The 16,921-nt window shown below is 38.6% G+C and carries 10 protein-coding genes; 7 read left to right on the plus strand and 3 right to left on the minus strand.

From position 1 onward, the window contains the following. Positions 1 to 376: 376 nt before the first annotated feature. Positions 377 to 2,887 (minus strand): preprotein translocase subunit SecA, encoded by a 2,511-nt coding sequence (gene secA / locus ACJ004_RS09590; RefSeq protein WP_410892695.1) that lies wholly within the window; start codon positions 2,885 to 2,887, stop codon positions 377 to 379. 540 nt (positions 2,888 to 3,427) lie between these two features. On the opposite strand from secA, the gene ACJ004_RS09595 reads away from it, so the two are divergent. From ACJ004_RS09595 to ACJ004_RS09620, 6 genes are all read left to right on the plus strand, one after another. Beyond that, positions 3,428 to 4,825: a cytochrome c3 family protein gene (locus ACJ004_RS09595; protein WP_410892696.1), complete on the plus strand. Its 1,398-nt coding sequence runs from the start codon at positions 3,428 to 3,430 to the stop codon at positions 4,823 to 4,825. A gap of 26 nt (positions 4,826 to 4,851) precedes the next feature. Next, complete coding sequence (locus ACJ004_RS09600) at positions 4,852 to 6,018, plus strand: cytochrome c3 family protein (protein ID WP_410892697.1); 1,167 nt, start codon at positions 4,852 to 4,854, stop codon at positions 6,016 to 6,018. A gap of 38 nt (positions 6,019 to 6,056) precedes the next feature. Next, on the plus strand, positions 6,057 to 6,764 hold the full coding sequence (locus ACJ004_RS09605) for a tetratricopeptide repeat protein (protein ID WP_410892698.1): 708 nt from the start codon (positions 6,057 to 6,059) through the stop codon (positions 6,762 to 6,764). 19 nt (positions 6,765 to 6,783) lie between these two features. After that, the gene (locus ACJ004_RS09610; RefSeq protein ID WP_410892699.1) at positions 6,784 to 7,755 is read left to right on the plus strand and encodes a 6-bladed beta-propeller; all 972 of its coding nucleotides are present in this window, start codon (positions 6,784 to 6,786) and stop codon (positions 7,753 to 7,755) included. Between the two features lie 124 nt (positions 7,756 to 7,879). Further along, positions 7,880 to 9,778 (plus strand): cytochrome c3 family protein, encoded by a 1,899-nt coding sequence (locus tag ACJ004_RS09615; RefSeq protein WP_410892700.1) that lies wholly within the window; start codon positions 7,880 to 7,882, stop codon positions 9,776 to 9,778. Between the two features lie 327 nt (positions 9,779 to 10,105). Further along, positions 10,106 to 12,541, plus strand: coding sequence for an Ig-like domain-containing protein (locus ACJ004_RS09620; protein ID WP_410892701.1), 2,436 nt, complete (start codon positions 10,106 to 10,108; stop codon positions 12,539 to 12,541). Between the two features lie 63 nt (positions 12,542 to 12,604). Here ACJ004_RS09620 and ACJ004_RS09625 read toward each other — a convergent pair whose 3' ends face one another. Continuing rightward, positions 12,605 to 13,123: a hypothetical protein gene (locus tag ACJ004_RS09625; RefSeq protein WP_410892702.1), complete on the minus strand. Its 519-nt coding sequence runs from the start codon at positions 13,121 to 13,123 to the stop codon at positions 12,605 to 12,607. A gap of 195 nt (positions 13,124 to 13,318) precedes the next feature. After that, on the minus strand, positions 13,319 to 15,277 hold the full coding sequence (locus tag ACJ004_RS09630; RefSeq protein WP_410892703.1) for an SEC-C metal-binding domain-containing protein: 1,959 nt from the start codon (positions 15,275 to 15,277) through the stop codon (positions 13,319 to 13,321). A 257-nt stretch (positions 15,278 to 15,534) separates the two neighbouring features. On the opposite strand from ACJ004_RS09630, the gene prfB reads away from it, so the two are divergent. Then, positions 15,535 to 16,636 (plus strand): peptide chain release factor 2 gene (prfB, locus tag ACJ004_RS09635; RefSeq protein WP_410892704.1). Its coding sequence is split into 2 segments (ribosomal slippage): positions 15,535 to 15,606 and positions 15,608 to 16,636, totalling 1,101 coding nucleotides; the frame shifts between segments, so codons are not numbered across the junction. The last annotated feature ends 285 nt before the right edge of the window (positions 16,637 to 16,921 follow it).

Consider the following 16,921-nt stretch of genomic DNA (forward strand, 5'->3'; position numbering starts at 1 on the left):
TTTGGATCATACGAATTCGCCCATAAAAGCCACAAATTCGCTCATTGAAATGTATACCTAATTCTTAAGCATCTCTTTTAGAGTGAGAGATGCTTGTTTTTATTTTACGAATTATTTCTGTAAAGTAATCCCCATGTGGGTAACTGTTCTTTTTTGAAATTTATCCACAATTCTGCAAATGGTATCCACATTTTCATAGAGATAGATAAAAGCCGTAGTGGATATCAACATAAAGCGGACGGTTGCCTGCAAACATAATAGGAAGATATTCACAAATTTTCAGAAGATATCCACAATTACCTGCTACTTATCTACAATTTCCACAATCAACAAAAAGAGAGCCAGCGTTCACATCGCCAGCTCTCCCAAAACATCTTTATTTCCCTGCCCCACAGCAGTTCTTATATTTCTTGCCGCTGCCACAAATACATGGATCATTACGGCCCACATCAATTTGCTTCACTTTTGGTTTTTGCTTAACGGCTTCTCCGTCTTCCTTTGGATTCACTGCTTGGCCTTTTGCTACTTCTTGACGCTCAAGATTGTTGCGGATTTCAGCCTTCATGATATACATAGCAGCTTCGTCCTCGATCGAATGAATCATCGCCTCAAACATCGCAAAGCCTTCATGTTGGTATTCACGAAGTGGATCAATTTGACCATAAGCACGTAAATGAATACCTTGGCGAAGTTGATCCATTGCATCAATGTGATCAATCCATTTGGAATCAACCGCACGCAGCGTTACAACTTTTTCAAATTCACGCATCTGCTCAGGAGAGAGAAGCTGTTCTTTCTCGTCATATCGTTCCTTCACTTTTGCAAAAATCGTATCGCAGATTTCCTCCGGATCTTTTCCTTTTAGGTTATCTACAGTGATGTCACCTTCATGTAAAAGAGTGGCATGCACATAATCAACAATCGCTTGAAGATCCCATTCTTCCTCATCCTCATGACGAGAGGCGTGGGCATCGACATTTCGTTCGATGGAGTTAAAAATCATCTTTTGAACGATATCGCGGAGGTTCTCTGATTCTAATACTTCATCACGCTGGGTATAGATAATTTCACGCTGCTGACGAAGAACATCATCATATTGTAAGAGCTGTTTACGAGCATCAAAGTTGTTGCCCTCCACGCGTTTTTGCGCAGATTCAACGGCTCTTGATACCATCTTACTTTGAATTGGCTGTGTGTCATCCATGCCAAGTCGTTCCATCATCGCTTTCATATTATCTGAACCGAAGCGGCGCATCAGTTCATCTTCCATTGATAAATAGAACTGAGTAATACCCGGGTCCCCTTGACGTCCAGAACGACCACGGAGCTGATTATCAATCCGGCGGCTTTCATGACGCTCCGTACCAATGACGGCAAGTCCGCCTAATTCTAATACACCTTCTCCGAGCTTAATGTCCGTACCACGACCAGCCATGTTAGTCGCGATGGTAACGGACCCTTTGTGGCCCGCTTCGGCAATAATTTCAGCTTCACGTTCATGGTTTTTCGCATTCAAAACATTATGGCGAATACCCTTTTTCAATAAATACTTGGAAATAAGCTCAGACGTTTCAATTGCAACCGTACCAACCAGTACGGGCTGTCCATTTTGATGACGTTCAGCGATATCCTCAACAACAGCACGGAATTTACCATCCATGGAGGAGTAAATTAAATCAGGACGGTCATCACGGGCAATTGGTCGATTAGTAGGAATTACGATAACATTCATGTTATAAATGTTACGGAATTCCTCCTCTTCCGTTTTTGCCGTACCAGTCATCCCAGCTAATTTTTCATACATTCGGAAGTAGTTTTGGAACGTAATCGTTGCCATGGTCATACTTTCATTTTGAACCTCGAGGCCTTCTTTTGCCTCAATTGCCTGGTGCAGGCCTTCGCTATAACGGCGGCCCTTCATCAAACGGCCAGTGAACTGATCAACAATGACAATTTCGCCGTCTTGAACGACATAATCAACATCGAGGTGCATGCTGACATTCGCTTTTAAGGCCTGATTAATATGATGGTTTAAAGTAACATGTGCCATGTCAAAGAGGTTTTCAATTCCGAAAGCTTTTTCGGCTTTACTGATTCCCTCTTCTGTCAACATAACACCCTTCGTTTTTTCATCGTACGTATAATCTGTATCCTTTGATAGCATTTTTACAAAGCCATTGGCTTGAATATAAAGGACAGCTGACTTTTGTGCCGATCCTGAAATAATTAAAGGGGTACGGGCTTCATCAATTAAAATCGAGTCAACCTCGTCAATGACGCCAAAGAAAAGTGGTCGCTGTACTTTTTGTTCCTTATATAGGACCATGTTATCACGCAAATAATCGAAACCAAATTCGTTATTCGTTCCATACGTAATATCAGCGGCATAAGCTGCTTGTTTTTCTTCTTTATCCATGCTATTTAAATTTAGTCCAACCGATAGGCCGAGAAATTGATACAATTCTCCCATTTCAACGGCGTCACGGCTTGCTAAGTATTCGTTGACCGTAATAACGTGAACACCTTTACCAGAAAGTGCGTTCAGATAAACTGGCATGGTCGCAGTTAACGTTTTACCTTCCCCAGTTTTCATCTCCGAAATGTTCCCTTCGTGGAGAGAAATACCCCCCATTAGCTGAACATGATACGGATATAAACCAAGCACACGGCGAGCCCCTTCACGGACAACTGCAAATGCTTCAACCAGTAAATCATCCAATGTTTCCCCATTTTGATAGCGGGACTTGAACTCTTCCGTTTTTTCTCGCAGCTGGCCATCGGTCAACCTTTCTGTTTCCGCCGCCAGTGCGTCTATTTTCGCCGCAAGCTTGTCTAGCCGCTTCAGCTCACGCTTGTTCAAATCAAACACTTTATCTAAAATCCCCATATCTGATGAACGCTCCTTTTACCTGAGAGTCAATAAGTGCTAAATTAAAAAACCTTGTCAAAAATATTCGATAATTTCTTTTCCATCTTACCACTTCCTCCAAACAGTGACAACAATGTTGGAAGGAAGCAGAATTCCTACAATCTACTATTATATTTTCTTCGTTGTCCGAATCGTCAGTTCGACTTCAGTAAGTTCGGTTTTTTGTCAAATATGACAGACTTATGGCGTGATTTTGAGAATATATTTCAACCAGAAATAAGAGCTAATAAATACTTAAGATAAATGAATAATAAGTAGATATTACGTATAAAAATTCAAAAATATCCACACTTACCAATGCCGGTGTAGTGTTAATCTACCCTTGGAATAACAATGTTTTTATGTTGTTTTTAGGGGGAATTAGCCCTTTTTTTACAATGAAAAATTATTCACAATTTGTACATTGGAATATACTCTCACAATGTTAGATACTACCTTTAGAGAGGTTAATATGGAAAATAAATAGATAATGAATCCAAAATGGGAAGGGTGAATTAAGTGGCCATTTGGGGGAAAAAAAATAAAAATATAGATCCCGAAAGTAGAGAAGATAGAAAAAAAGTTGGCCTGATTCGCGGATTATGGCGAAAGTTTCGAGGAATTGATTGGAAGAATCCAGTAAACAGGTGGAAATTGCTGTTCGTTTCCCTTGTTGGTTGTATCGTTGTTTTTGGCGGAGGTTATGGAGTTCTTTCCTTAACTAACTCCCCGACATTCTGTGCAAGCTGTCACGAAATGGCACCTGAATATTCTACCTATACAGCGAGTGCTCACAACCAGATCACTTGTGTTCAGTGTCATATCAAGCCTGGTTTCACCAACATGATTACCCATAAGATGAAATCAGTGAAAGAAGTGTACTACCACGTAACAGGTGTACCCGAACAAATTGTTCAAACCGAAGAAGAGGCAGTATCAAACGAAAACTGTTTACAATGTCACTCGAAAAATCGTCTAGTCACAGCGTCTGGGGACTTAAAGGTAAATCACAAAGGACATATCGAACAAGATATTCCTTGTATTACCTGTCATGCTGGGGTCGTGCATGCGAAGATGGCTTCTCGTGGTATCAACGTCGAAGAAGTTCGCGGTAAGTGGACAGCAGAGAGTGCTGAAAAGTTAATGGAAAAGAAATACCTAAGACCAAACATGGGAACTTGTATTGATTGCCATGATCAAGTGAACAACGGCGTAAAGCCTTGGAAGGAAGCTTCTTATAACGTTCCAGCAAATCCAGAGGAACTTGAGAAACAACTTAAGGAAAAAGGTAAGGAAACTACAACTGCAACAGCAACTGAAGCAACGACTAAGGCAACAGGTGAAGGCGAGACGAAAGAAGCAGAAGCCTTAGCAGAGCATGATCAAAAAACACAGGATATCATTTTACAAGCAATTGGAAAACAACAAAAAGACGTCAAACTTTCAATGGCGTGTGAAACTTGCCATAAAAAAGTTAAAGTTCCTAAAAGCCATAAGGTTGAAGGCTGGAACGGAAATCATGGCAGCACAGCAGTTAAAGAGTTAGATAAGTGCGTGAACTGTCACCAGGATTCTAAATGGTTTAAAGCCATTCCAAAAGAAGACATTATTTCGCTACTTAAGATGAAAGAAACAAAAACAAAGTATATACCAAACATCACAATCGTTAAAGATCAATCACGAATCAATAAATTCTGTAGCGCTTGTCACAGCAACCGTCCTGCTGGTCACGTAGACAGTGATCAATGGCTAACAGCTCACGCGTCAAAAGCAAAAACAGCTGATCAAAAATCAGAATGCTTCGTCTGTCACGACCGTGAAAAGCCAAAACCAGGATCAACAGAAGTAAAAGCACCAACAGATGTTTACTGTCAATACTGTCACAGAACTGGCTTTAAATCAGACAAGAAGAAATAATTAATTTTGTTCAGGAGGGTCGCTTTATGGAAGAAGAACGAGAAACGCGGTCGACCCCTCCCCGTTTTCACTATAAGTTAATAAAAATTGCAACATTAACACTGTTGTTTCTAGCCATTTTCTTTGGTCTCAGCTTCGTGGGGCTAGAAACAACTTCCAGCTCAGAATTTTGCGCATCCTGTCATGAGATGAAACCGGAGGTCTATACATGGAAAGCCTCCACACACAGCGAAGTGGATTGTACCAGCTGTCATACCGATCCTGTGTTAAAGGATTTGGCAAAAGATAAAGCTCAAGGGGTAGTTGAAAAGTTAAAAAAACAATCAAAGAGCACATCTGCTGCACCAATTCGAATGCCTGGAGAAATACCAGACAGCGCATGTGAGTCCTGCCACGATGTTTTAAAACGAGAGGTAACTCCATCCGGTGATTTAATCGTCCCACATGATAAGCATAAAACTGAAGGTGTTGAATGTGTACAGTGTCATAGTGGGGTTGCACACGGTAAAGTCGCTGACCGAAAAATGACTTACTCAACTGACTACGAAAAGTGGAATAGCAGGATTGGAACTGTAGCCATGGCCGATTTAAAATTCACTAGACCAGATATGGATACGTGTATGGAGTGTCATAAAGATAGGAAAATAACAACGGAATGTTCTGCTTGTCATACGACTGGAATGGTACCGAAGAGCCATAAAAAAGAGAACTTTAAGTTTAAAACACACGGCAAACAAGCCGCAACAAACTTAGTGAAATGTAATGAATGTCATAAAGGAATGTCGGAGGTAGAGATTAAAGGATTTGATACTTTACCAGCTGTAAAAAAATTCTTACACAATATCAAAGATACAAAACCTACAATTACACAGTACGAATATGCAAAACAAAACACATTTTGTAAGGCTTGTCACAGTACGAGACCTGAAAGCCATACTAGCAACTTCATGATAAAACATGGTGAGGTAGCATATGAAGATAAACAAAAATGCCTTGCCTGTCACAATTATCAGCAATCCGACAATTTAGATTCAAAAATCGTAGCTTGCTCAAGCTGTCATCCTAGCATGCATGAGAATAACCAATCTTGGAGAAAAAAACACCCAGTACAAGTTAGTGTTAATCAAAAAGTAACCGATTTTTGTTATACCTGCCATGTAGCAGAAACATGTTCGGGATGCCATAAAAAGTAATTAAGTATTAAGCGTTGATGTAGACAAGGAGGGTTCTTATGGAAGCACAACAAAAGCCCAAAGCTCAAGAAGAAGAAACCACCAGAGAAACTCAGAAGAAGGTAATGAAGAAAAAAAATGATCGCTTTAAGTGGTGGCAAGCTCTAGTAATCTTAATTGTTACACTTGGTGTTAGCGTAACGGCAGCCTACTTGATTAGTGATAAATATTTATGGTCTGACGTTGATCGGAATCAATTAAAAGAGCAGTTAGACCATGCAAAGGCAGTAGCAGATCAAAAGCCTAACGATCCACAAACTCGGGTTGAACTAGGATATGCATATTTTTTAAACAATGATAATGATGAGGCTATTAAGGAATTTAAACTTGCACTCGATCTTGACAAAAAAAATTATAATGCCTATTTAAATCTGGCTATTGTTTATAACGATGAAAAGCGCTATGATGACGCATTAAAAAATGCTGTAAAAGCAACAGATCTTTCGCCACGGGATTACAAAGGACACCTGCTTAAAGGAATCGCATATCGAAATTTAAAGATGTATAAAGAAGCAAGTGAAACATTGGCACAGGCTGATAAACTAATGCCTGGAAACACAGATATTATCTTTGAATCTGGCAGAGTTGCAGAAGCGCAAGGGAAGAAAGGTGCGGCTGAGGAAATTTACAAAGAAGCATTAAGTTACGATCCTCTGTATAAACCAGCATTAGAAGCACTTGATCGCCTATCAGCTAAGAATAATTGAAGTAAAGGAGTTGGAACCCTTGAAGAAGAAAACGGTCTATATATGGATGGGTACCATCGTAACCTTAACCATTTTAGTTTTTGCAGCCATTTATTTTCTTGGTTTGCAGTCGGAAGTAAAGAAAACAGCAAAAATTGTGGATAGAAATGGCCCGCCGGTATTTAACTTTATGATAAATGGTGACCTTGACAAGTCGCTCGATAAGCCGATGGATGTAGCAAAAATTGGTTCCTTTATCTATGTTACTGATACAAATCATAAACAAATTCAAGCGTTTGATAGTTCTGGCTCACCCATCTTCCAATTTGGTAAAGAAGGTGCTGGAAAAGGAGAATTTAAATTCCCATATGGTATTGCAGGTGATAAAAAAGGTAATGTCTACGTCGCGGATTTATATAACGGCAACATATCTATTTTTGATGAAAAGGGAAAATTCATTAAGTACTTCGAAGAGCAGGATAAGAAAGCTAAGTTAATTCATTCTCCAGCAGGAATTAGAATTATAGATGAAAAGTTGTATGTAACTGATATTAAATCATCTAAGCTAGTAGTCTTTAATTTACAAGGAAAAAAATTGCTAGAAATAGCAAATGGAGCAAATAAAAAAGACCTATTAAATGCACCAAACGGTGTTACTACTGATAAAGATGATAATATCTATGTCTCTGACTCTGGAAATAACCGTGTAGTGGTTTACGATCAAAAAGGAAAATATTTAAGAACAGTAAATGGCTCCAAAGATGGTAAAGGATCGTCATCCTTCGTCAACCCTCGTGGAATTGCTGTTGACTCACGTGGAATACTGTATGTGGTAAACAACCTGACTCACTTTATCTATGGTTTTGATGAATCTGGTAAAGAGGTATTTACTTTCGGTGGGATGGGTGATGGAAACGAACAATTCTACCTACCAAATGGGCTCTTTGTTGACAGTGATGATCAAATCTATATCACCGATACATTAAACCAACGGGTTGCAGTTTATTACTAATCTATTTATTACCTTATCCTAAGTTATTTAAGGAGGTGATGTGCTCAATATAGAGTAATAGATATACCTCATAAGTAGATATTTATAAAAAGAGAGAGAAAAGAGATTATGGGAGGTTTTTGGAATGAGTAAGATTAAATTAAGCTTTTCATTCCTACTAACACTATTATTAGTGGGAATGTTTAGCGCCTTAGCTTTTGCTGCTGCACCTAATGCACCAACTGGGCTTAAAGCAGAATTAGAAAAAATTAAATCTACTACCTCTACTGGACAAAATGTTACTGAGTATGATTTAGATCTTACTTGGGATGCAGTAAGTGGTGCAACTAGCTACGATGTTTATCTAAATGGTGTTTTAAAAGAAAATGTTACAGAACAAGAATACAGTTTTGTAGGAATTGAAGAAGAGACTAGTATCGAAGTTGCAGCGGTTAATGCTGATGGTACTTCCGCAAAAGCAGCTTTTGCATGGAACGCAGACGTTAATGTAACCAAAGCGGTTGATGATGATGAAAATGACAACAGCTTAACAAACGCGAACCAAACTGGTCTAGGTGCTGGTGGACAGTCCGAAAATTATTCTAATGTGATTAAATCTGGTGGAATGACAAACAAAGATGGTTCAACTTCAACTCATAAAACACACGGTGACTATGCAAACAACACTAACTCTTGTGCAAGCTGTCACCAAACACATACAGCCGCTTCTAAGAACTTATTGTTCAAGAATGGTGTTTATGCAACATGTACTGCATGTCATGATGGTACATTAGGTTTCTACAACGTATTTGCAACTGGTACTGATGCTTCTAAATCTGCTGGTACTTTTGGTGGTACTGAAGATGGAAATATGTCAGTTCACTTAGCTACTGGTGCGGTAGCAATTAAAGCAGCTCCTGGCGGTAACAAAACTGGTGAGGGTTCTTGGGCTGGTGAATTTACTTGTGCAAGCTGCCACGCACCACATGGATCCTACAGTGATCGATTATTACATTACAATCCAAACGGTATCGCTACAACTCCTGTAGCTGATGGCGGTCAAAAATTAGTTGGCGTTCCTGTTGTTACTGGCATTCCAACTGAAAAAACAACAGATTTCATTCTTGTTAGAAATACTAATATTGATGCTGCAAAAATAGCAGCTGATAAAATCTTTGGATTATCTCCAGGAGCAACTGTTATCCAATTATACAAATGGAGTGGAACAGCATATGTTTTAGATACAACTCCATGGGTATACACTGGAACATATGATGCAACTCACACTTACAAAGTGTATGATACTGCATTCTGGGCTCCAAAACCAACAGTACCAGCTTCAGGCAAGACTTTAGAACAAACTATATATACAGATGCCACAATTGCAACTCCTTTGAAAAGTGGTAAAGATATTCGTTCATCTAATAACTGGATCGGTTCTAACACAGGAGCTGCTGGTAAAGTACTTTTAGACGCTGCAACTGAAGGCGATATCGCTCGTGCTTATGTTGTGGATTTAGACGTAACACCAGTAGCGGACGCTGGTTTAGCTGCTAAAAATGTAACAAAAACAAATGTTTTATCTTTATGGAATGGTTTAAATTGGGATGAAACTGGTGCTAAAAAATCAGGTAAAGGTGTTGTAATGTCAGGCTTCTGTTCGGCTTGTCATACTGACTACCTTGCTAAATCTGGTTCTGAATCTGGTACCTACAGTCATGCATATCGTCACACTACAACTTCTGATACTTACTCTTGCGTACGTTGTCACTTTGCACATGGTACTGACGTAACTGTTATGAAGGATGCTCAAGGCTTTACAGCACAAGATTTAGTTGACAATGGTCAAATTGCTGACATCACAACTGCTAAAGCTTATATGCTTGACAAAGCTCCATCATCTGCTTTAAAACGTTACACAAACATGTCTGTATGTTGGGGATGTCACACATCTTCACATGCTGAAGGTATAAGAAACGACCAAGGCTATGGTAATGATTCTGATGACCCAATGCCAGGCGGATTAGATGCTAGCAAACAATAAAAAAGCTACCAAATAGCCCTACTATTTGGTAGCCCTGAATGAAATATGTAAGTTTTAAGAGGACAGCTCATTTAGGTGGGCTGTTTTCTTATTCGTATTTTTGCACACGTTCACAAATTTGTCAATTATCAACTTCACAGAATCGTCAACAATTCTTCACCGTTCTGTTATTCATTTCCCATATCCAATATAGGTATAATAATAATGTAGGTTAGTGTTTTTTTCCAAACGCTAATTTTCCATAATCTATTCATTCTAACTATGACATTACTAATATAACAACACCATTAGATAACTAAAATAAAACACCAAAAGGGTGGATTAACAATGCTACAATCAATATACAGATACTTAATTATTTATATTGTAATTCAGCTTCTGGTTAGTGTGGTCTATCCAACTTTTCCACTTGCAGTGGATGTGATTGAGCCAACGATTACAGAGCCTGTGTCAGGTGACAATGCTGAACCAATTACTACTCCATCAACGGATGAGGGTGTTGAGACGACTACTAATCCAGTATTGTCTATTACCACGGATGTTAAGGGTAATGAGGTCACCGTAAACGGCCAGATTATTGCCGAAGGGGATCTAAGTGAAGTCCAACTAAAGATCGATGGCGGCACTGATAACTTCGTACCTATCCCTTTTGATGAAAGTACGGGTAATTTTTCCTATATAATGCCAAAGGAATTTAATGATGGTAAATATACGTATAGAATGACGGCAACACCTCTAACTGGTTCTCCTACCGAAGTAGATTTTTCATTTACGGTAGATACAAAGTTGCCTAGCTTGAAAGTCACTAGCTCAAGATTACAAAATAAGAATGTTACCATTTCCGGGACTGTTAAGGATAATATTACATCTGGAAGTGAAATCATATTGCAACTTTATAATAAAAGTGATCCTAATACTCTGATTACAATAAACAATACTATTAACAATCAATGGACTTATACTTTTCCCGATGAATTTGTTGAAGGGCAATATAATTATATAATTAGAGCAACCGATTCTAACGAAAATTATACGGAGAGAAGTTATAGCTTTTACGTAGGGGAATTGCCTAAGGTTGCCTCTATTAAGGTTAATTATGCGGATGTAAATCCTACGACGGGTGAAAGAACTACACCACTTGTAGATTTACTTACTAGCGAAGACATGAATCATGTAACTACAAATACAAAAATTACAGTTCGAATTTCTGATAATATGATAACAGCTGATACTATTAAAAATCCTATCGCCGTATTAAATAGTGAAGGCGGTAGTGTTGAAGGTGTTATTTCGGAACCCCAAAAAATTGGTGATGATATTCAAGTAGATTTTACACCAAATGGTGATTCATTTAATCATAGTACCACCTATTATGTCTTAATTAATCCATTATTAATTAATAAAAATAATGAGGATTCGAATTGGACAACTGACTTTTCAGGTAACCCTCTTTTACCATTGATTAGAAAATTTACAACCGAGAGGGAACCTAATATTTCTGAAATACCAGGGGATAAACAGGGTTACCATCAATTAAAAGATCCACACGGAAATAATGGAATGAATACCAATACCTGTAGTACTTGCCACAGTACACACGCTTCAAACCTGAGGGAGAAGACGGAACAACAAAATTCTAACTTAGGGGATAATTTACAACAAACAAACTTTGAATATTCAACCTATAACTATTGTATGGCTTGTCATGATGGTACGGTTGCTCCAATGCCAGAAAATATGCACCAAAATAATCATACACCGAAGTATTCCAATTCTACTTCTTCAGTAATAAATAATGCGGGAGATTGTGCATCATGCCATAATCCACATCTGTCGTGGAGCAAAGAGAATCCAAATAGATTGAAGGATCATTTTGTTCATACACATAACGATACGGGTATAGGAACAATTGATAGTTTAGATCAACCTTGTGAAATGTGCCATGACAGTGATTCTCAAAAAGTAAAAGATCAATATATTTATGAGCATAATGATATTACTAAAAAGGACAATGAGGAGTACCCATACTATCCATATGGCCAAAAATTTAATAGCCAAAATCAGCCTTGTGAAAAATGTCATATAAGTTCATCAAAATTAGTAAGTCTAATTAAGGAATATGATTCTAAAAATCAAGATCAGCCCATAGCAGTAAACTATAAAGTTCTTCAATATCGAAATGCAAATGCAACTGGAATACCTGACGATTATGCATTATGTTTCAGGTGCCATGATGGTTCGAAGAAATGGACCGATAGTGAAAAGAATGAACATACGATTACAGACATTAAACAGTATTATGACGTAGATAAGGATGATAATGACACGACTAATAGTAATCTATCAGCGCATCGTATTACTGCAATAGATGGTAGTAATTTAGTTAAAACCGATGGGACGACATCAAATGACGGACATATCCCATGTGCAGTTTGCCATGACACTCATGGCTCAGACAGTATAAATATCCTTAACAAGAAACTTGGTTTAGAGGATAGACGTACTTTATCAACTGTCTCGGGTGATTGGGATAACGAAAAGGAACGAAAGTTTTGTATAACTTGCCATAACGGTTCAACAGCAATTTACGGTGTTACCGGAAAAGCAATTTTTGATGAAACTACGGGAATAACTTTAGATCAAACCAATACAGAACATAATAGAGAAAGTACTAAAGCATGTTCTGAATGCCATGGTACCGGCAAAACCATTGAAGAAAAAGCAATGAGTGCTGCCCATGCACCAATGGTAGGACTGCAGTGATTTTATTTATAAAGGAAAAACCGAGAGAGCTCTCTCGGTTTTTCGTTTGGTGTCATCTTAGGGTTAATTTTCCGGTAGTAGTTTTCTTACTTCATCAATCTGTTTTAACTTTTCATCTTCATTTTCTAAAGGAATATTCCCATATTTGGGCATCATTTCAAAAAAAACCTTTTTTGTTCTAGTTAGGAAAAATAAATACACTTGATTCTTTTTAAGCAATGGAGATCTTTCGTAGGAAAGGAGATATAAATTCCCATTCTCCTTATAATATCCGCCCTCTTGATTGACGGTAATGTCTCCGAGGAGGGCACCTTTTATGTTTTGCGTTATCCGTACTAAAAATTGAGTATTCGGAATGCCTGTGTATTCTTCATTCCCAACCTCCCGAATCACCTCACCAATAAAAATATTATCAACAGCATTCGTTAATCTTCGTTTATCTTGATAATTATCCTTAAATGAATAGTGCTTATTAACAATAATGGCTGAATCCTTTGAATCCAATAATGTCGTATAATATTTAATCGAGAAAATTCCTACCCCAATAAGAATCAAAACTATAACTATCATCCATTTTTTCATTAAACAGCCTTCCCTTCAAATATCACTCCTGTTCCCAATTATATCTCCAAGACCTAAAGTGTTTTCTTGGGTCTTGTGAAACTTTCAGGAACTAATCCATAATTTGAAATCGCTCAATATAATAGGGATGGGGTCAATTCAAAAAAGCCCTCGGTAACTAGGTGTTACCGAGGGCTTAAAATGTTTAGGGAATTCTTATTTGTTTTTCGACCACTCCTCCAACCCTTCAATCTTCTTCCACAAATGCAAATGCATATTCGCATAGACAATTGCTTCATTTTCATCACCAAAGCCGTAATAGTCAGGTGGATAGGCGGGCAGGCGTTTTTTTTCTGTTAGGTAGTTTAACACAAACTTATTTACTTTTTTTGCTTCCTTCAGCAGCTTTGCGGCTTTTGAAGTGAAGCCTTTTTCATGAATCTCAAGTAACAACTTATTATATGAATTTTGGGCGGTCTCCTCTTCATATTGTTTCAGCAAGACCCCAGCTTTCTGATACTCTCCTGCATCTATGTAGGACACAAACAACGAGTACCGAACACCTTGGTTATCCATTGGGTTAAGTTCTAGTAATTCTTCATATTGCTGGGTTGCTTCGGAGATTTTTCCCAGCAAAGTCAAGGCCTCAGCGTAACAAAGTTTTGCGCGCATGAAGGGTCTTGTTTCAACCAATCCCCAGAAATAACCCTTGTTTTCCTTGAAAAAAGCTTTACCGAGTTCACGCTCCCCCGCCTGGATTCCTTTTTGATAAAGGAGGATGGCTTCTTCGAGACTTTTTGTTTTTTCAGCCAGAATGACATAGGCATCCGAACAATTTGGATTCAGTTTTAAAGCTTCGTTAGCCAGCTTATAACGCTGCTGACCGTCAGTTTGATAAGCGTCGTAGATTAAATTTCGAGCACGCTCCTCATCCTGCCTAGATACCTTTCGAGCAAGACCCTTTGCTTTCTTACTTGATGGTTTCACAGGCGTTAGTGTCTGAATATTTGAATCCGTGACACCTTCTAATTTCACTGTTTCTCCAGTACCTGAACCACTTTTTCTTGGAAACTCAATTACAGACGCTCTTTCAGTGACTAACTGCAGCGGTGGATCATCGAAACCGTAGACCATTCCCATTAACTCATCGAGTTCCTGCGATAATTCTGTTTCTAATTCTGAATATACAGAAGAAACAGACCCAGCTGATACTCCATAGTACTTGGCCAATTCCTTTTGAGTATAGACTTTTTCCAATGGTGCAATCTTGGACAGTAAATAATGAAGGGCAGCTACATAAATTTTTGGATTTTGGATGCGCTTCTTTCTTCTTTGACAAAAATTAAGCCAAAGAATAACAACTGTGTCGATTACAGTTTTAGGTATATCTAGTGCTTTCAACTCTCGTTCAAAAATACTGGCAACATCTTTATAGACCGGTGCTGGCCAGTTCATGCTATCAATATCCAAGAGACCACTGCTAATCATCGGAAGATCGCTCAACACCTCCATGAAGAAGTCGGTCAAATATTCCTGCGGTAAGTCGTAACCAGCCTCTATACTGCCGGCTTCAATATATGTAAAGGCATCTTCAGGTTTTAGATCTGGTAAATCAAAGGGAGATGGGTAGAAGACATAATGTTGGTTATATGGAACCATGATTCCTGCGATAAATGAATCTTTTTTTACTATAGCGGACGCATTAGCAACTATCGCTTCAATTACTTCAGACGTAAAGCCATCCTCGATGAATAAACGGTTGCTTTCAACGGCTAGAACCTTCCCCGCAATTGTTCGAGCATCGGTCCATGTTTGTAATATCTTTCGAAGTCTTGGTCGTTTAATTTTCCCGATTTCAGCAGAAATAAATTTATTGATAATCGTTTCACCATCATCTAACCCTTCAAAAAGAGTAAACCAGATGGCATGAATCAATTCATAAAATTCCCGTTCTTTTTCATTATCGATATCAATCACTTCACCAAGGTCTTCGAAATCTTCCTGAATTTCTTGTTCGAAATGATTGTAAGCGTAATGGAGGATATGCTTTTGGAGTACTTCAATTTCACTATCAATCAAATCGGTGATTGATATAGCTTCATTTGCCCCGCAACACTTTTTATACTTTTTCCTGCTTCCACATGGACAAGGGTCATTCCGGTTTATCTTCTCCAACATTCTCCGCTCCTTTAATAACTCTATTTCTCTTAGTTTAATAGTATCATTATTGACCAGTTGAAATGGATAAAAATGATAATGAAATTGCTAGGATGGAATGTGTAGATGTTTTCATTTACACAGGTTCGCCCTTTTTTTGGCCAAACTTTGAAATTTAGACGGCTATCACGCTATAATGGTATAGGAACTGAGAATCGTTTTCGGAATAAAATACAATACAGGATATATTTTAATTTTTTATAGAGGTGAAAATAATGGAATTAGCAGAAATTCGTAATGAACTTGAAAAAACAGCTAAGAAATTAGCGGACTTTAGGGGGTCTCTTTGACCTTGAGAATAAAGAAGCAAGAATTGCTGAGCTAGATGATGAGATGCTTCATCCTGATTTTTGGAATGATCAGCAAGCAGCACAGACAGTCATTAGTGAAGCAAATGGACTAAAGGATCAGGTTAATGAATTTTATGATCTAAACAATAGCTTTGAAAATCTGGAAATAAGCTATGAACTTGTCAAAGAAGAAAATGATGAAGAATTGCGTGCTGAGTTAGAAGATGAACTTCAACAGCTAACAGCGCGATTAAGTCAATTTGAACTGCAGCTTCTCCTAAGTGAGGAGTACGATAAAAATAATGCGATTTTGGAGCTTCACCCTGGTGCTGGCGGAACAGAATCACAGGACTGGGGCTCGATGCTGTTACGGATGTATACCCGTTGGGCGGAGAAAAAGGGCTTTAAGGTCGAGACACTCGATTACTTGCCAGGTGATGAAGCGGGGATTAAGAGTGTGACGCTGGCGATCAAAGGACATAATGCCTATGGCTACTTGAAGGCAGAAAAAGGGGTTCATCGTCTGGTAAGGATTTCTCCATTTGATTCCTCAGGCCGTCGCCATACTTCGTTCGTTTCCTGTGAAGTAATGCCTGAACTTAATGACGACATCCAAATAGAAGTTCGGACCGAGGATTTAAAAATTGATACGTATCGTGCGACTGGAGCGGGCGGACAGCATATTAACACCACTGATTCAGCTATCCGGATTACCCACCTGCCAACTGGCGTGGTTGTCACATGCCAAGCGGAACGTTCGCAAATTAAAAACCGCGAGGCAGCGCTGAAAATGCTAAAAGCCAAGTTGTATCAACTGGAAATTGAGCGTCAAGAACAAGAGTTACTAGAAATTCGCGGCGAGCAGAAAGAAATCGGCTGGGGAAGTCAAATTCGTTCTTACGTTTTCCATCCATATTCGATGGTGAAAGATCACCGGACTAGCACAGAAAGCGGGAATGTTCAGGCTGTTATGGACGGGGATTTGGACCAGTTTATTAATGCGTATCTAAGGTCGAGAATTTCATAATTCGGACAATAAATATATGAAGCCTTTGCCGACCCATTCGGCAAAGGCTTATTTTTTTGGATTTAGTTGCCGATCATGTTGGGGGTAGTGTGATCGTGTCTTAGGGGCTGAGGTAGAATTACTTAAAATTTTGAAGCTACACTGCTCCAATGAGAACTCTTTATAAAAACCAGTTAAATGGTAAATGCTAAGGGTAATTTTAATCCTTTACCACGTCAACTTACTGCCATTTACACCAAAATTTGACCATGCTATACTCACTTTCGGTTGGTAGAAATTATCTTT

Origin of the sequence: Neobacillus sp. 204 (assembly GCF_046562815.1) — a bacterium.
In the GTDB taxonomy this organism is placed as follows: Bacteria; Bacillota; Bacilli; order Bacillales; family Cytobacillaceae; genus Neobacillus.